The 14,872-nt window shown below is 69.0% G+C and carries 15 protein-coding genes and 2 pseudogenes; 7 read left to right on the top strand and 10 right to left on the bottom strand.

Features of this window, described 5'->3' with window-relative positions; genetic code table 11:
• The 3 genes and pseudogenes from DQP58_RS22375 to DQP58_RS22385 form a co-directional block, all read right to left on the bottom strand.
• Nucleotides 1-2,786 (bottom strand): DEAD/DEAH box helicase (locus DQP58_RS22375; protein WP_133259417.1); only part of this gene is annotated, 2,786 nt, incomplete at its 3' end.
• Nucleotides 2,787-2,823: 37 nt separating this feature from the next.
• Nucleotides 2,824-3,495, bottom strand: a complete 672-nt coding sequence (locus DQP58_RS22380; protein ID WP_066868563.1) for a TetR/AcrR family transcriptional regulator — start codon at nt 3,493-3,495, stop codon at nt 2,824-2,826.
• A gap of 46 nt (nt 3,496-3,541) precedes the next feature.
• Nucleotides 3,542-3,887, bottom strand: a pseudogene (locus tag DQP58_RS22385) (aldehyde dehydrogenase family protein); the annotation flags it as partial.
• 184 nt (nt 3,888-4,071) lie between these two features.
• Between DQP58_RS22385 and DQP58_RS22390 the strand changes: the two are divergent.
• The 4 genes from DQP58_RS22390 to DQP58_RS22405 all read left to right on the top strand — a co-directional run bounded on the left by DQP58_RS22390 (nt 4,072) and on the right by DQP58_RS22405 (nt 6,459).
• A complete protein-coding gene (locus tag DQP58_RS22390; protein WP_112710380.1) occupies nt 4,072-4,455 on the top strand; it encodes a hypothetical protein in 384 nt (127 codons plus the stop codon).
• Between the two features lie 47 nt (nt 4,456-4,502).
• On the top strand, nt 4,503-4,814 hold the full coding sequence (gene usfY / locus DQP58_RS22395) for a protein UsfY (RefSeq protein WP_112710371.1): 312 nt from the start codon (nt 4,503-4,505) through the stop codon (nt 4,812-4,814).
• A gap of 422 nt (nt 4,815-5,236) precedes the next feature.
• The gene (locus tag DQP58_RS22400; protein WP_007773234.1) at nt 5,237-5,674 is read left to right on the top strand and encodes an ATP-binding protein; all 438 of its coding nucleotides are present in this window, start codon (nt 5,237-5,239) and stop codon (nt 5,672-5,674) included.
• Nucleotides 5,671-6,459 carry an RNA polymerase sigma factor SigF gene (locus DQP58_RS22405; protein WP_112710372.1) on the top strand — a complete coding sequence of 263 codons (789 nt, stop codon included), beginning with the start codon at nt 5,671-5,673 and terminating at the stop codon, nt 6,457-6,459. Before DQP58_RS22400 ends, DQP58_RS22405 begins: the two co-directional genes overlap by 4 nt.
• Here DQP58_RS22405 and DQP58_RS22410 read toward each other — a convergent pair.
• The 7 genes from DQP58_RS22410 to DQP58_RS22440 form a co-directional block, all read right to left on the bottom strand.
• A complete protein-coding gene (locus DQP58_RS22410; RefSeq protein WP_112710373.1) occupies nt 6,430-6,867 on the bottom strand; it encodes an STAS domain-containing protein in 438 nt (145 codons plus the stop codon). The genes DQP58_RS22405 and DQP58_RS22410 overlap by 30 nt on opposite strands.
• Before the next feature lie 184 nt (nt 6,868-7,051).
• Nucleotides 7,052-8,848 carry an acetyl/propionyl/methylcrotonyl-CoA carboxylase subunit alpha gene (locus DQP58_RS22415; RefSeq protein WP_112710374.1) on the bottom strand — a complete coding sequence of 599 codons (1,797 nt, stop codon included), beginning with the start codon at nt 8,846-8,848 and terminating at the stop codon, nt 7,052-7,054.
• Between the two features lie 126 nt (nt 8,849-8,974).
• Nucleotides 8,975-9,394, bottom strand: a complete 420-nt coding sequence (locus DQP58_RS22420) for a SufE family protein (RefSeq protein ID WP_066880546.1) — start codon at nt 9,392-9,394, stop codon at nt 8,975-8,977.
• 13 nt (nt 9,395-9,407) lie between these two features.
• Nucleotides 9,408-10,298, bottom strand: coding sequence for a sulfurtransferase (locus DQP58_RS22425; protein ID WP_112710375.1), 891 nt, complete (start codon nt 10,296-10,298; stop codon nt 9,408-9,410).
• A 122-nt stretch (nt 10,299-10,420) separates the two neighbouring features.
• Nucleotides 10,421-11,053 carry a Maf family protein gene (locus tag DQP58_RS22430; RefSeq protein WP_112710376.1) on the bottom strand — a complete coding sequence of 211 codons (633 nt, stop codon included), beginning with the start codon at nt 11,051-11,053 and terminating at the stop codon, nt 10,421-10,423.
• Nucleotides 11,050-11,304 (bottom strand): acyl-CoA carboxylase subunit epsilon, encoded by a 255-nt coding sequence (locus DQP58_RS22435; RefSeq protein ID WP_112710377.1) that lies wholly within the window; start codon nt 11,302-11,304, stop codon nt 11,050-11,052. The genes DQP58_RS22430 and DQP58_RS22435 overlap by 4 nt, the downstream gene beginning before the upstream one ends.
• A complete protein-coding gene (locus DQP58_RS22440) occupies nt 11,301-12,950 on the bottom strand; it encodes an acyl-CoA carboxylase subunit beta (RefSeq protein WP_112710378.1) in 1,650 nt (549 codons plus the stop codon). Before DQP58_RS22440 ends, DQP58_RS22435 begins: the two co-directional genes overlap by 4 nt.
• Before the next feature lie 65 nt (nt 12,951-13,015).
• Here DQP58_RS22440 and DQP58_RS26885 point away from each other — a divergent pair, with 65 nt between their 5' ends.
• The 3 genes and pseudogenes from DQP58_RS26885 to DQP58_RS27285 all read left to right on the top strand — a co-directional run.
• Nucleotides 13,016-13,177, top strand: coding sequence for a hypothetical protein (locus DQP58_RS26885; protein WP_205869511.1), 162 nt, complete (start codon nt 13,016-13,018; stop codon nt 13,175-13,177).
• A gap of 2 nt (nt 13,178-13,179) precedes the next feature.
• A complete protein-coding gene (locus tag DQP58_RS22445; protein WP_112710379.1) occupies nt 13,180-14,727 on the top strand; it encodes an FAD-binding protein in 1,548 nt (515 codons plus the stop codon).
• A gap of 17 nt (nt 14,728-14,744) precedes the next feature.
• Nucleotides 14,745-14,872 (top strand): annotated as a pseudogene (locus DQP58_RS27285) (biotin--[acetyl-CoA-carboxylase] ligase); the annotation flags it as partial.

A 14,872-nucleotide genomic window follows, 5' to 3' on the forward strand; every position in this document is an offset into this window, starting at 1 on the left:
GCCCGGTCCGGCGCGAGGTGCTGGAGCTGGCGGCCGGTCGCGGCGATGATCTCGGGGTCGAGCAGGTCACGCAGCTCCACCCGGCCCAGCAGCTCGGCCAGCAGCGTGCTGTCCAGTGACAGCGCGGCCGCCCGGCGCTCGGCCAGCGGGCTGTCGCCCTCGTACATGAACGCGCCGACATAGCCGAACAGCAGCGACGCCGCGAACGGCGACGGCCGTTGCGTCTCGACCTCGAGCAGCCGCACGCGCCGCTGCGCGATGCCGGTCATCAGCCGGGTCAGGGCGGGAACGTCGTAGACATCCTGCAGGCATTCGCGGATGGTCTCCAGCACCACCGGGAAGTCGGGGTATTTGCGGGCCACCTCCAGTAACTGGGCGGCCCGCTGGCGCTGTTGCCACAGCGGCGAGCGGCGCCCGGGATGGCGGCGCGGCAACAGCAGGGCGCGGGCCGCGCACTCGCGGAATCGCGACGCGAACAGCGCCGAGCCGCCCACCTCGGCGGTGACGATCGGGTCGATCTCCTCGGCGTCGAAGACGAAAAGGTCTGCGCCGGGCGGGGTTTCGGTCCCGGCGTCCGACGCGAAATCCGAAATGGTGTCGGGCAGCCGCACCACGACGCCGTCGTCCGACGCGGTGGGCTTCTCGTCGATGCCGTAGCGCTCGCGCAGTCGGCGGGCCACCGCCAGCGCCAGCGGTCCGTTCACCGGCAGACCGTACGGCGAGTGCAGGATCACCCGCCAGTCGCCCAGCTCGTCGCGGAACCGCTCGACCAGCAGCGTGGTGTCGGTCGGCACCACCCCGGCGGCGCCGCGCTGCTCCTCGAGCAGGCCCCACAGGTTGTCGGTGGCATACGCGTCGAAACCCAGTTCGGCGCAGCGGGTGTCGAAGGCCGGGCGTTTGAGGCCGGCCAGCTCGCCGGTGAAGGCGCCGAGCGCGGCACCCAGCTCGGCCGGGCGGCCCAGGCCGTCGCCGCGCCAGAACGGCAGCCGGGCGGGCTGGCCGGGGGCGGGGATCACCAGCACCCGGTCGTGGGTGATCTCGGTGATCCGCCAGCTGGTGGCGCCCAGCGAGATGACGTCGCCGGGACGCGACTCGTAGACCATTTCCTCTTCGAGTTCGCCCACCCGCGATGGCTTCTCGGCTTCGGAGGCCAGATACACGGTGAACAGCCCGCGATCGGGGATGGCGCCACCCGACGTCACGGCCAGCCGCTGCGCACCGGGCCGGGCGGTCAGCGTGCCGGTGTCGCGGTCGTAGACCAATCGCGGTCGCAGCTCGGCGAATTCGGTGGACGGATACTTGCCGCTCAACAGGTCCAGGGTGGCCTCGTAGACGCTGCGCGGCAGCGTCGCGAACGGGGCGGCCCGCCGCACGGTGTCGAACCACCGATCGGCGTCCAGCGGTTCCAGCGCCGCCGCCGCGACGGTCTGCTGCGCCAGGATGTCCAGCGGATTGGCGGGCACCCGCATGGTCTCGATCTGGCCGGTCAGCATGCGCTGCACGCTGACTGCGCAGCCGATCAGGTCGGTCCGGTGCTTGGGGAACAGCACCCCCTGGGAGACCTCGCCGACCTGGTGGCCGGCCCGGCCGATGCGCTGCAGGCCGCTGGCCACCGACGGCGGCGCCTCCACCTGGATCACCAGATCGACCGCGCCCATGTCGATGCCCAGCTCCAGGCTGGAGGTGGCCACCACCGCCTTGAGCAGCCCACGCTTGAGGTCCTCCTCGACCAGGGCGCGTTGTTCCTTGCTGACCGAGCCGTGGTGGGCGCGCGCCAGTATCGGGTCGGCGCCGTAGGTCTGGCCGCTGCCCATGATGTGCGCCGGGGCGCCGCCGGCCACCTTCGGGTTGGCGTCCATGATGAGTTCGACGCCGCTTCGCTCGGCGTGAATCTCGTTGAGGCGGGCGGTAAGTCGCTCCGCCAGCCGGCGCGAGTTGGCGAACACGATGGTCGAATTGTGTGATTCGATCAGGTCGACCAGGCGGTTCTCCACGTCGGGCCAGATGGTGTTGTTCGCCAGGTTGGCCATGTCCGGCACCGGCACCTGCACGCTGAGCTCGACCGTCTTGGCTGACGGCGGGGCCACGATGGTCGTTGGCGCCTGCCCGGACAGGAACCGGGCGAGCTCCTCGGGCGGTCGGACCGTAGCCGACAACCCGATGCGCTGGGCGGGCTTGTCCTCGCGCAGCTCATCGAGGCGCTCCAGCGACACCGCCAGGTGCGCGCCGCGCTTGCCGGCGGCGATGGCGTGGATCTCGTCGACGATCACGGTCTGGACGCCGGCCAGCGTCTCGCGGGCGGCCGAGGTGAGCATCAAGAACAGCGACTCGGGCGTGGTGATCAGCACGTCGGGCGGGCGGTTGATCAGCTGGCGGCGGGTGGCGGGCGGGGTGTCGCCGGAACGGACCCCGACGCTGATGTCGGGGGCGGGTAGGCCCCGGCGTTCGGCGATGCGGGTGAGCCCGGCCAGGGGGGTGCGCAGGTTGCGCTCGACGTCGACGGCCAGCGCCTTGAGCGGGGAGACGTACAGGACCCGGGTGCCGGCCGGACGTTCGGCCGAGGCGGCGAGGCTGTCCAGCGCCCACAGGAACGCCGCCAGCGTCTTACCCGATCCGGTCGGGGCGATCACCAGGGTGTTGTGGCCGTCGGCGATCGCGTTCCAGGCGTCGGCCTGCGCGGTGGTGGGTGCGTCGAAGGTGCTGGTGAACCACTCGCGGGTGATGGCGCTGAACCGGCCCAACGGGTCGGGGCGGCCGGGTGGCCCGGAGTCGGCGCGAGTGCTCACCCGTCCATGGTGCCAAGGGGCACCGACAAGGCGTCGGCTAGCGCGGCTCGATCCGAGCGGTCGCCATCGCGTGGGACAGTTCCTCGGGGATCTCGGGGACCCGGGCGATGGCGTCGAACAACGAGTGCGCGCACGCGTCGGCGAGGCGATCGGCATTCGTGGTGGGGTCGATGATGCGTTGCCGGCACAACTCGAAGGTGAACGCCAGCCAGCCGTGGCAGATCACCCGCAGGTCCCGCTCGACGTCGGGTTCCAGCTTCCCCGCGGGGGTCTTGGCCACCAGGTCGCTGATCCGGCTCATGATGTGCTCGAGCTGACGGTTCTTGGCTTCATCGTCGACGCCCAGCAGAACCGGGTCGGACCGGCCCAGGCCGACGTAGGCGGCCCACGCCGCCTCGGGGTTCTGCTCGTGGTAGGCCATGTAGGCCATCACGCCGGTGCGGACCTCTTCGTACATGGTCAGGCCGGTGGCGTCGTCCATGTTGGTGTTCTCGTACAGGCGGTCGGCCTCGTCCTTGACCACCGCCGCGAAGAACGCCCGTTTGTCGGGGAAGTAGTGATACATCAGGGCCCGCGACACCCCGGCGCGTTCCGCGATCTCGTCGATGCGGACCTCGTCGTAGGGCCGCTTCCCAAAGACCTCTGCCCCTAAAGCGAGCAGCTCAGCGCGTCGATCCTCGGGGGATAAGCGCCTGCGGGCTGTCGGCATGTGTCAGATAGTACTCATACGACATGAGACCCCGGCCACTTTGGATTCAACCGAACTTCACGCCCTGGGCCAGCGGTAACGCGCCGGAATAATTGACGGTCGGTACTTTGGCGCATGTAGGCCTGCCACGAGTCGGTGCCGGATTCGCGTCCGCCGCCGGTTTCCGTCTCTCCACCGAACGCGCCGCCGATTCCGCAGTCGAATTCGGCCAGGAAGCGCTAAGCCTCGCGCAGGTCGGTGGTGAAGATGGCCGACGATAGGCCCTGCGGCACCGCGTTGTTGAGGGCGATCGCGTCGTCGAGTTCGTCGTAGGTCAGCACGTAGAGGATGGGCGCGAACGTTTCGGTCGCCACGATTGCGGTCTGCGCGGGCATCCGCACCGCGCTGCGGGCCCGGATTTAGCGCGTTGACCTCACGCCGAGCCGGTTTACCCCGGTTTGCCGCGGGGTACTTGAACCCGTGCGCCTTCCGCTGCTACCAGCGCGCGACTGCTGCCCAGAAGCTAGCGCGGTAACCAATGCGACGCGGCGAGCGAATAAAAGATAAACGTGAGGCCCCGAAGGGGAGGTGACAACGATGCAGAAAGCGGATGCGCGATCGGGTGGTGATCGCCTGGGACAGGAGGACGGCGAGGTGTTGGCCGCCGTCCGGTTCACCGTGCTGGCCACGCTCGCTGCCGTCGGCTTCCTGTTTATCGCGGCGGTGTGGGTGAGTACCTGCCCGGGAGTGAACGTGGACACCGTGGCATGCGGTCCGCCCCAGCGCACTCTGCTGGCGTTCGGCGGTCCGCTGATCGCCCTCATCGCCGGGGTCTGGGCGTTCGTGCGCACCTATCGGGTGTGGAAGGCCGAGGGGACCTGGTGGGGTTGGCACGGCGCGGGCTGGTTCTTGCTGACGGCGATGGCGTTGATGGTCGCCATGGGTGTCGCACCGATCGCAGGGCCGGTACTGGCTCTTTAGCTTTGTTCTCCCGCGATCTAACGTTGATGGTGCGGTGAGGAGCAGCTATGGGAGACACCTACCATGACCCCGTCGACCATTTGAGGACCACGCGGCCGCTCGCCGGCGAGTCGCTGATCGACGTCTTGCACTGGCCCGGATACCTCTTAGTCGTCGCGGGCGTGATCGGGGCCTGCGGCAGTCTGGCGGCCTTCGGCAGCGGACATCACCACGAGGGTATGACCGCGGGCGTCGTCGCGATCATCACCACGGTGCTGGGGCTGGCCTGGCTGGCGGTGGAGCACCGCAGGATTCGCCGGATCGCCGATCGCTGGTACACCGAACATCCCGAGGTGCACCGGCAGTGGCCGGCCAGCTAGCGCCGCCGATCCGGCACCGACTCGGCCGTCATTTTCGCCGGTGACCTGCCCGGACGCCGCACCGTGTGAAATAGCGCATGAAAGCCAAATCGGCGGTTACAGCCGTGAACTTGTGGGTATCAGGTCTGCACCATGATGAGTGCCGGAACGGTTGCGTTTGCGTGGTCACCCCATCATGGGGGACGACATCACGAACACACCGAAATAAATGTCTACTGCGACCAGGATCAAGACGACCAGCGTGACCCCGGCGATCACCGCGACGTGCCTCTACCGGCGCGTCGCGTCTGTATCGGTCGTGTCAGGCCCACGCACATCGGGCCGAATACCCGGCGGCGATCATGACTAACCGGCTCGAGCGCGAGGTCCACGGTGGGCTGCGAAGCAGTAGTAGTGTCAGTCAAACATTGCCGGGAGACCATATGAACGATGCTGGATTGCACGCTAACAAGCGTCCGCGCGGCCACCGCGCCGTCGAACTCCACGTTGCTGCGCGGCTGGAGAACCTCGCGATGCTGCGCACCCTGGTCGGTGCCATCGGCACCTTCGAGGACCTGGATTTCGACGCGGTGGCGGACCTGAGGCTCGCGGTCGACGAAGTGTGCACCCGGTTGATTCGTTCGGCCACTCCCGACGCGACCCTGATCGTCGTGGTCGACCCGCAAGACGACCAATTGGTGGTGGAAGCTTCCGCGGCATGTGACACCCACGACGTGGTGGCGCCCGGCAGCTTCAGTTGGCACGTGCTGACGTCGCTGGCCGACGACGTCCAGACTTTCCATGACGGTCGCGAACCCAATGAAACCGGCAGTGTTTTCGGCATCACGCTGACGGCGCGACGGGCGGCCTCCAGCAGGTGACAGCGCGAGCTGCCGGCGGTTCGGTTTCGCGTCCGAACGAATACGCCGATGTTCCGGACATGTTCCGTGAGTTGGCCAACGTCACGCCCGACTCCATGGAATTCCAACGTCAACGGGACAAGATCGTCGAGCGTTGCCTGCCGCTGGCCGACCACATCGCGCGCCGCTTCGAGGGTCGCGGCGAACCGCGCGACGACCTGGTCCAGGTGGCGCGCGTCGGATTGGTCAACGCCGTCGTCCGCTTCGACGTCGAGACCGGATCGGACTTCGTGTCCTTCGCGGTCCCGACGATCATGGGCGAGGTCCGCCGCCACTTCCGCGACAACAGCTGGTCGGTCAAGGTTCCGCGGCGGCTCAAGGAACTGCACCTGCGCCTGGGCACCGCCACCGCCGACCTGTCGCAGCGGCTGGGCCGGGCGCCGACGGCGACCGAGCTCGCCGCCGAGCTCGAAATGGACCGCGAAGAGGTGGTCGAGGGCCTGGTGGCCGGCAGCTCTTACAACACGTTGTCGATCGACAGCGGCGGCGGTAGCGAGGACGAGGAAGCCCGCGCCATCGCGGACACCCTGGGTGACGTCGACACCGGGCTGGACCGCATCGAGGACCAGGAATCGCTACGACCCCTGCTCGACGCGCTGCCCGAGCGGGAGCGAACGGTGTTGGTGCTGCGGTTCTTCGAGTCGATGACACAGACCCAGATCGCCGAGCGGGTCGGCATCTCCCAGATGCACGTGTCCCGCCTGCTGGCGAAGTCGCTAACGCGGCTCCGGGACCAGTTGCAGTAGCGGCCGGGACTCTTCGTCGTCGTCGTCAACCCGCAGCGGCTCCAGCAGCGGTTCGGCCCGCGGCGTCGTCACCGGCAGCGTGGCGTCGGGGTCGCAGACCCGCAACAACCTCGCCACCGCCGGGCTGGGTGCCATGGCCCAGGACACCTGGGCGGCCGAGCACGCGACGTTGATCCGATGCAGGGCGGAAAAGCCCGCAGTGCCAATGAATTTCAGGCCGCGTAGGTCGAGGATCACCCGCCGCGAACGGTTGGTGCTCTGCCGCACGTAGGCGGCGAGTTGATCGGCGTTGGCCGCATCGAGCTCACCGTCGACCGTGATCAGGGCGCCCGTCGGGCCCCAGCGGGCGGTGAATTGTGCTGTGCGGCTTTGTTGCCAAGATTGCGCCACAGACATCGCTGACTCCATCCCTTGCGGGGATTCTGCTGTCGATACGTCAGCCGTGCGAAGAGACTTCGGAGAAGGAGGGAATGCCGCCTACCCCCACGTCATGGACGTATCCCGGGCGGCTGTGAACTCAACCTTGCCCGCAACCCTACTCGCGGTAGCCAGGGCCTACAACGTTGTCTGGGAAATCTTTCTTGCCCAAGCGCTATTTGATCTCGGCGAGCACGGTGCCCTGGGTGATGGCGGCGCCGGGCTCGACCGCAAGTCCGGTGATGACACCGTCCTTGTGCGCGGTGACCGGGTTCTCCATCTTCATCGCCTCGAGCACCACGACCAGATCGCCTGCGGCGACCTCCTGGCCCTCCTCGACCGCGACCTTGACCACGGTGCCCTGCATGGGCGCGGTCACCGCGTCGCCGGAGGCGGCCGCACCCGCGTGCGCCCCGCGCTTGCGCGGCTTGGGCTTCTTGCGGATGACTCCGGCCGGATCGGCGGCGGCGCCGTTGGACAGCGCCAGGTCGCCGGGCAGCGACACCTCGAGCCGGCGGCCGCCGACCTCCACGACCACCTTCTGGCGCGGCCGGGCGTCCTCTTCGTCGAGAGGCTCGCCGCCGGTGAACGGTTCGATGGTGTTGTTCCACTCGGTCTCGATCCAGCGGGTGTGCACCGAGAAGCTCTCGCCGTCACCGATGAACGCCGGGTCTCTCACCACGGCCCGGTGGAACGGGATGACCGTGGCCAGACCCTCGACGTGGAATTCGTCCAGCGCGCGCCGCGAGCGGGCGAGCGCCTCCTCCCGGGTGGCGCCGTACACGATCAGCTTGGACAGCATCGAGTCGAACTGGCCGCCGATGACCGAACCGGCCTCCACGCCCGAGTCCAGCCGCACGCCGGGCCCGGTCGGGATGTCGTAGCGGGTGACCGGGCCGGGCGCGGGCAAAAAGCCACGTCCGGCGTCCTCGCCGTTGATCCGGAACTCGATGGCGTGCCCGCGCGGCGTCGGGTCCTCGGTGAGGTCCAGCTTCTCGCCGTTGGCGATCTTGAACTGCTGCAGCACCAGGTCGATGCCGGCGGTCTCCTCGGTGACCGGGTGCTCGACCTGCAGGCGGGTGTTGACCTCCAGGAAGGAGATCAGGCCGTCCTGGCCGACCAGGTACTCGACGGTGCCGGCGCCGTAGTAGTGCGCCTCCTTGCAGATCCGCTTGGCCGACTCGTGGATCTCCTTGCGCTGCGCGTCGGTCAGGAACGGCGCGGGGGCCTCCTCCACCAACTTCTGGAATCGGCGCTGCAGCGAGCAGTCACGCGTGCCGGCGACGATGACGTTGCCGTGCTGGTCGGCGATCACCTGCGCCTCGACGTGGCGCGGCTTGTCCAGGTAGCGCTCGACGAAGCACTCGCCGCGGCCGAACGCGGCGACGGCCTCGCGGGTCGCCGACTCGAACAGCTCGGGGATCTCTTCGATGGTGCGGGCCACCTTCATGCCGCGCCCGCCGCCGCCGAACGCCGCCTTGATGGCGATCGGCACGCCGTACTCCTTGGCGAAGGCCACCACCTCGTCGGCGTCCTTGACCGGGTCGGGGGTGCCGGGCACCAGCGGCGCCTGCGCGCGGGCGGCGATGTGGCGGGCGGTGACCTTGTCACCGAGGTCGCGGATGGACTGCGGGCTGGGCCCGATCCAGATCAGGTTCGCGTCCAGCACCGCCTGCGCGAAATCGGCGTTCTCCGAGAGGAACCCGTAGCCGGGGTGAACGGCGTTGGCGCCCGACTTGGCCGCCGCGTCGAGAAGCTTGCCGATGTCCAGGTAGGACTCGGCCGACGTCTGACCACCCAACGCGAACGCCTCGTCGGCCAGACGCACGTGCGGCGCGTCGGCGTCGGGCTCGGCGTACACCGCCACGCTGGACAGGCCCGCATCGCGGGCCGCGCGGATCACCCGGACAGCGATTTCGCCGCGGTTGGCGACGAGCACTTTGGAGATCCTCGAGCTGGCGTGACTAGCCACAGCGCCTCCTGTTTGGCATAACCGCAGACGTATTTCTGCGGGCTTCTCTAAGAGAATTTCTTACAACGAGTTCTCGGGAAGTCTAAGCGCCGCTCCGTTGGGCCCGACGAGGCGGCCCACCTTTTTTCAGGACGACTCGCGCAGCCTGCGCTTGATGCGGGCCAACATCGCCGACAACCCGCGCAAACGCAGCGGGCTGATCAGAGCGGCCAGGCCCAGGTCGGCGTAAAAATCCTCGGGCACCGCCAAAATCGCGGCGGCGGGCTGCTCGTCCAGACCGGTCGCCAGAATCGACGCGAACCCACGGGTGGTGGGCGATTCGGCGGGCGCGCTGAAGTGCAGCCGCACCCGGTCGGGGTCGCTGGCGTCGACGTGCAAAAACAGCGGCGTCTGGCACTCGGGCACCGGCTCCATGGCCGCCTCTTGCAGGTCGGGCGGCAGCGCCGGCAGCTCGTTGGCGAATTCCAGCAGCAGCGCCAGCTTGTCCTGGCCCTCGACTTCGGCGAAGTCGGACACCACCTCGGCCAGGGGAGCGGGCATGGTCATCGCGGCGCCGCCATCAGACCGGGACGGCGCCCGGCTCGTCACCCGCCACGATAGGCGTGCGCACGGTGTTGCCCCACTCGGTCCACGACCCGTCGTAGTTGCGCACCCCAGGCTTGCCCAGCAGATGGGTCAGCACGAACCAGGTGTGGCTGGACCGCTCGCCGATTCGGCAGTACACGACGGTCCTGTCGTCCGGCTCGATGAAGCCGTACAGCTCCTCGAGCTCCTCGCGGCTGCGGAATCGGCCGCTCTCGTCGACGGCCTTGGCCCACGGGATCGACCGCGCGGTGGGGATGTGGCCGCCGCGCAGCACGCCTTCCTCCGGGTACTCGGGCATGTGCGTGCGCTTGCCGGTGTACTCGTCCGGCGAGCGCACGTCGATGAGCGGCTGGCTGCCGAGAATGCCCAGCACGTCGTCCTTGAAGGCTCGGATGGGCCCGTCGTTGCGGGTCACGACGGGATAGCCGCTGGAGGTCTTGGTGGGGACGTCCAGCGTGGTCTCCCGGCGTTCGGCAAGCCACAGGTCGCGGCCGCCGTTGAGCAGCCGCACGTCCGGGTGGCCGAACAGCGTGAACACCCACAGCGCGTAGGCGGCCCACCAGTTGCTCTTGTCGCCGTAGATCACCACGGTGTCGTCGCGGGCGATGCCCTTGCGGTCCATCAACTCCGCGAACCGCGCGCCGTCGATGTAGTCGCGGACCCGTGGGTCGTTGAGGTCGGTGTGCCAGTCGATCTTCACCGCGCCGGGAATATGGCCGACGTCGTAGAGCAGCACGTCCTCGTCGGATTCGACGATCGCCAGGCCGGGGGTGCCTTGGTTGGCGGACAGCCAGTCGGCGGTGACTAGGCGCTCGGGGTGGGCGTAGGCCGACAATGTCGGGCTTGGATCGGGGGGTAGTGCCACGCTGCCGAGCCTACCGCCAGCGCCGCGAGGTCCCCAGCGCATGGACCATCGCGACACATAAACGTTGGCGACGACACGCCGACGAAGGCCGCCGTGGTTTAAGTTTCGCGCACCGGCCGGCGTCAGTTGGCGGCCCACAGCGCGGACACCGACAGCCCGACCCGCGCCAGCAGCGACCGCAGCAGCGGCAGGCTGACGCCGATCACGTTCGACGGGTCGCCGTCGATGCCGTCGACGAACCAGCCGCCCAGGCCGTCCAGGGTGAACCCGCCCGCCACGTGACGCGGTTCCCCGTCCGCGACGTAGGCCCGCAGGTCCGCCTCGGAGGGAGTGGCGAAATGAACTGTGGTGCAACGCGATTCCACTTCGCGGTGGGTGATGGCGCCGTCGCGCAGCCGCAGCAGGCAGTGCCCGGTGTGCAGCTCGCCGGAGCGGCCGGCCATCAGGCGCCACTGGCTCGCGGCGGCCTCGGCCGTCCCGGGCTTGCCGCACAGCCGGTCGTCAATCGACAGCATCGAATCACAGCCCACTACAACGCAATTGGCCGCGACATCGCCGTTCAGCCCGCCGGCCACCCGCTGGGCCTTGGCTTCGGCCAGGGCGCACACCACATCACCGGGCGATGCGTTCGGGCCCAGTGCGGCGGCGACGGCATCCTCGTCGACGCCGGATACCACGACCAGCGGGTCGACGCCGGCCTGGCGCAGCACCTTGAGCCGGCCGGTCGAGGCCGACGCCAGCACCAGGCGGGTCAATGCCTCATGTGGGTCATCTGCTGGAACGTGAGCCGCTGATAGTTCGTCATCGCGAACCGCAGCCGGTCGACCGGCAGGCCCCACCGGGTCCGCTCGGGCTGTTCGGGCTCCGGAGCGCCACCGGCGCAACCCAGCACCGCGACCAGGGCGGCCACCTCCTCGGCGGTGGGCTCGCCCCGCAGGATCTGGATGTGCGGCTCGTGCGGCTGCGGTTGCGAAGCGTCGTCGGCGACGGCGTTGTCCTCGGTCATAGCGGAATGTTCCCGTGCTTCTTGGGGGGTAGGTGGGAGATCTTGCGTTCCAGCAGGCGTAGTGCGGTGCCGATGTAGCCGCGGGTGTGCGACGGCGGGATCACCGCGTCGACGTAGCCCCGCTCGGCGGCGACGTACGGGTTGACCAGGGTGTCCTCGTACTCCTGCTGCAGCTGCAGGCGCAGCGCGTCGACGTCCTTGCCCTCCTTGGCCGCCTCGGAAAGCTGCTTGCGGTAGACGAACCCGACCGCACCCGAAGCGCCCATCACGGCGATCTGCGCCGACGGCCAGGCCAGGTTGACGTCGCAGCCCATGTCCTTCGAGCCCATCACGCAGTAGGCGCCGCCGTAGGCCTTGCGGGTGATGACGGTGATCTTGGGGACCGTGGCCTCGCCGTAGGCGAACAGCAGCTTGGCGCCGCGGCGGATGATGCCGTTGTACTCCTGGCCGGTGCCCGGCAGGAAGCCCGGGACGTCCACCAGCATGATGATCGGGATGTTGAAGCAGTCGCAGGTCCGCACGAACCTGGCGGCCTTCTCCGAGGCGTTGATGTCCAGGCAGCCGGCGAACTGGGTCGGCTGGTTGGCCACGATCCCGACCGGGCGGCCTTCGACGCGGCCGAATCCGACGATGATGTTCTGCGCGTAGCCGCCCTGGACCTCCAGGAACTCGTCGTCGTCGAGGATCCGGGTGATCACCTCGTGCATGTCGTAGGGCTGGTTGGGCGAGTCCGGGATCAGCGTGTCCAGCTCGAGGTCCTCCTCGGTGAGGTTGTCCTCGATGGCGCCCGGCGGATGCGGCTCGGCGTAGCGGGGCGCGTCGGTGGCGTTGTTGGGCGGCAGGTAGCCCAGCAGATCGCGGACCCAGTCGAAGGCGTCCTGCTCGCCGGAGGCGACGTAGTGCAGGGTGCCCGACTTGGCCATGTGGGTGTGGGCACCGCCCAGCTCCTCCATGGTGACGTCCTCGCCGGTGACGGTCTTGATGACGTCGGGCCCGGTGATGAACATCTGGCTGGTCTGGTCGACCATTACGACGAAGTCGGTCAGCGCGGGGGAGTAGACGTGCCCACCCGCGGCGGCGCCCATGATCAGCGAGATCTGCGGGATGACGCCCGACGCCAGGATGTTGTTGCGGAAGATCTTGCTGTACAGGCCCAGCGAGACGACACCCTCCTGGATCCGCGCGCCCGCGCCGTCGTTGATGCCGATCAGCGGGCGGCCGGTCTTGATCGCCAGCTCCTGGATCTTGACGATCTTCTCGCCGTACACCTCGCCGAGGCTGCCGCCGAACACCGTGGCGTCCTGGCTGAAGATGCACACGTCGCGGCCGTCGATGGTGCCGTAGCCGGTGATCACGCCGTCGCCCAGCGGGCGGTTGTTCTCCAGGCCGAAGTTCTTGCTGCGGTGCCGCGCCAGCGCGTCGAGCTCCACGAAGGAGTCCTCGTCGAGCAGGGCGAGAATGCGCTCGCGGGCGGTCAGCTTGCCCTTGGCGTGCACCTTCTCGACGGCCTCTTCGCCGACCGGGTGCAGCGACTCTTCGCGGCGCTTGTGCAGCTCGGCGAGCTTGCCCGCGGTGGTGTGGATGTCGATGGTGTGCTCGGCAGCGGGCTCCGCTGAATGCCCCGTGTGGTCGGTAACGCTCGTCATGGCAGCGATGTTATCGGCAGCCCCGTCGGTCTCCCTTAAGCAGCCCTTAAGTAGTCGCCGGCGATTTGCAAAAACGGCTGCGCGCCGGTCTGGCGTCGTCGATGTTGGTCGGTATCGTCGTCGGACGGCGAATCGTGGGAGTGCGGATCCTCGCGGAAGCGGACAGCGACACCCTGATCGCGCGGCTGGCGCCCGCGATGCAGAACGTATTGACGGCGCAGGAGTAGCGATGGTCGACTGGGCGGGCGAATGTGACGTGCTGGTCGCGGGTTCCGGCGGTGGCGGCGTGACCGGTGCCTACACCGCGGCGCGCGAGGGCCTGGACGTGCTGCTGGTCGAGGCGACGTCGAAATTCGGTGGCACCACCGCATATTCGGGTGGGGGCGGCGTGTGGTTCCCATGCAATCCCGTGCTGCTGCGCGCGGGAACCGACGACACCATCGAGGACGCGCTCACCTATTACCGCGCGGTGGTCGGTGACCGCACGCCGCGCGAGCTGCAGGAAACCTATGTGCGCGGCGGCGCCCGGCTGATCGAATACCTGGAAGCCGACCCGAACCTGAAGTTCGTGCCGCTGCCCTGGCCCGACTACTACGGCAAGGCGCCCAAGGCACGCCTGGACGGCCAGCGCCACATTGCGGCCAAGCCGCTGGCGGTGGCCGCCGCCCCCGAATTCCGCGAGGCGATCCGCGGACCGCTGGACACCGACCGGCTCGGTGCCGAGCCCCCGTCGGACTACTACGTCGGGGGCCGCGCCCTGATCGCGCGGTTCCTCAAGGCCATCGGCCAGTACCCGACGGCGTCGCTGCGCCGCGACGCCGCGCTGGTGGAGCTGGTAATGACCGACGGCCGCGTCACGGGCGCCGTCGTCGAGACCGCCGGCGAGCGCCGTGCGATCCGGGCCCGCCAGGGGGTGCTGCTGGCCGCCGGGGGTTTCGAGGCCAACGAGGAGCTGCGCCGCCGCTACGGAGTGCCGGGAACGTCGCGAGACACCATGGGCGGCCCGGGAAGTCGCGGCCTGGCGCTGCAGGCCGGCATCGCCGCGGGCGCCGACACCGACCTGCTCGACCAGGCCTGGTGGTCGCCGGGCATGACGCATCCCGACGGCCGGTCCGCCTTCGCGCTGTGGTTCACCGGCGGCATCTTCGTCAACCAGGATGGCGACCGGTTCGTCAATGAGTCCCGGGCCTACGACCGGGCCGGCCGCGAGATCATCGCCCAACTGGCCGACGGGTCAATCACGTTGCCCTACTGGATGATCTACGACGATAAGGAGGGCGAAGTGCCGCCGGTCAAGGCGCCCAACGTCTCCATCGTCGAGACCGAGCGCTACGTCGCAGCGGGCCTGTGGCACACCGCGGACACCCTCGAGGGGCTCGCCGTCAAGATCGGCGTGCCGGGCGAGCGGTTGGCGGCGACGGTCGCGCGGTTCAACGGCTTCGCCGCCGCCGGCGTCGACAAGGACCTCGGCCGCGGCGACGAGGCCTTCGACCGCGCCTTCTCGGCGGGCGCGTCGCCGCTGGTGCCCATCGACTCACCGCCCTATCACGCCGCCGCCTTCGGCATCTCCGATCTAGGCACCAAGGGCGGTCTGCGCACCGACACCGCGGCGCGGGTGCTCGACGCGCAAGGCACGCCGATCCCCGGCCTGTACGCGGCGGGTAACACCATGGCCGCGCCCAGCGGCACGGCCTATCCCGGCGGCGGCAACCCGATCGGAACCAGCATGCTGTTCAGCCATTTGGCCGTGCTGGACATGCGCGACCGTCGGCCCTGAGTTCTAGGCTGGGTGCGGTGACGGAACGAGATCGGCTTCGAGCACCGCTGGACGAGGGCGCGTTGCGCGCCGAGTTGATCGGCACCGGGCTCGGCTGGCGCCAGCTCGAGATCGTCGAGCAGACCGGCTCCACCAACGCCGACCT

It is taken from the genome of Mycobacterium colombiense (genome assembly GCF_003284975.1).
Classification (GTDB): domain Bacteria; phylum Actinomycetota; class Actinomycetes; order Mycobacteriales; family Mycobacteriaceae; genus Mycobacterium; species Mycobacterium europaeum_A.

Excerpts from the sequence above, each read along its gene's own strand:
- DQP58_RS22400 (WP_007773234.1), top strand. The coding sequence starts at position 5,237 with ATGAACGATGCTGGATTGCACGCTAACAAGCGTCCGCGCGGCCACCGC.
- DQP58_RS22445 (WP_112710379.1), top strand. The coding sequence starts at position 13,180 with ATGGTCGACTGGGCGGGCGAATGTGACGTGCTGGTCGCGGGTTCCGGC.
- usfY (WP_112710371.1), top strand. The coding sequence starts at position 4,503 with ATGGGAGACACCTACCATGACCCCGTCGACCATTTGAGGACCACGCGG.
- DQP58_RS22380 (WP_066868563.1), bottom strand. The coding sequence starts at position 3,495 with ATGCCGACAGCCCGCAGGCGCTTATCCCCCGAGGATCGACGCGCTGAG.
- DQP58_RS22420 (WP_066880546.1), bottom strand. The coding sequence starts at position 9,394 with ATGACCATGCCCGCTCCCCTGGCCGAGGTGGTGTCCGACTTCGCCGAA.
- DQP58_RS22390 (WP_112710380.1), top strand. The coding sequence starts at position 4,072 with ATGCAGAAAGCGGATGCGCGATCGGGTGGTGATCGCCTGGGACAGGAG.
- DQP58_RS22440 (WP_112710378.1), bottom strand. The coding sequence starts at position 12,950 with ATGACGAGCGTTACCGACCACACGGGGCATTCAGCGGAGCCCGCTGCC.
- DQP58_RS22410 (WP_112710373.1), bottom strand. The coding sequence starts at position 6,867 with ATGGAGTCAGCGATGTCTGTGGCGCAATCTTGGCAACAAAGCCGCACA.
- DQP58_RS22435 (WP_112710377.1), bottom strand. The coding sequence starts at position 11,304 with ATGACCGAGGACAACGCCGTCGCCGACGACGCTTCGCAACCGCAGCCG.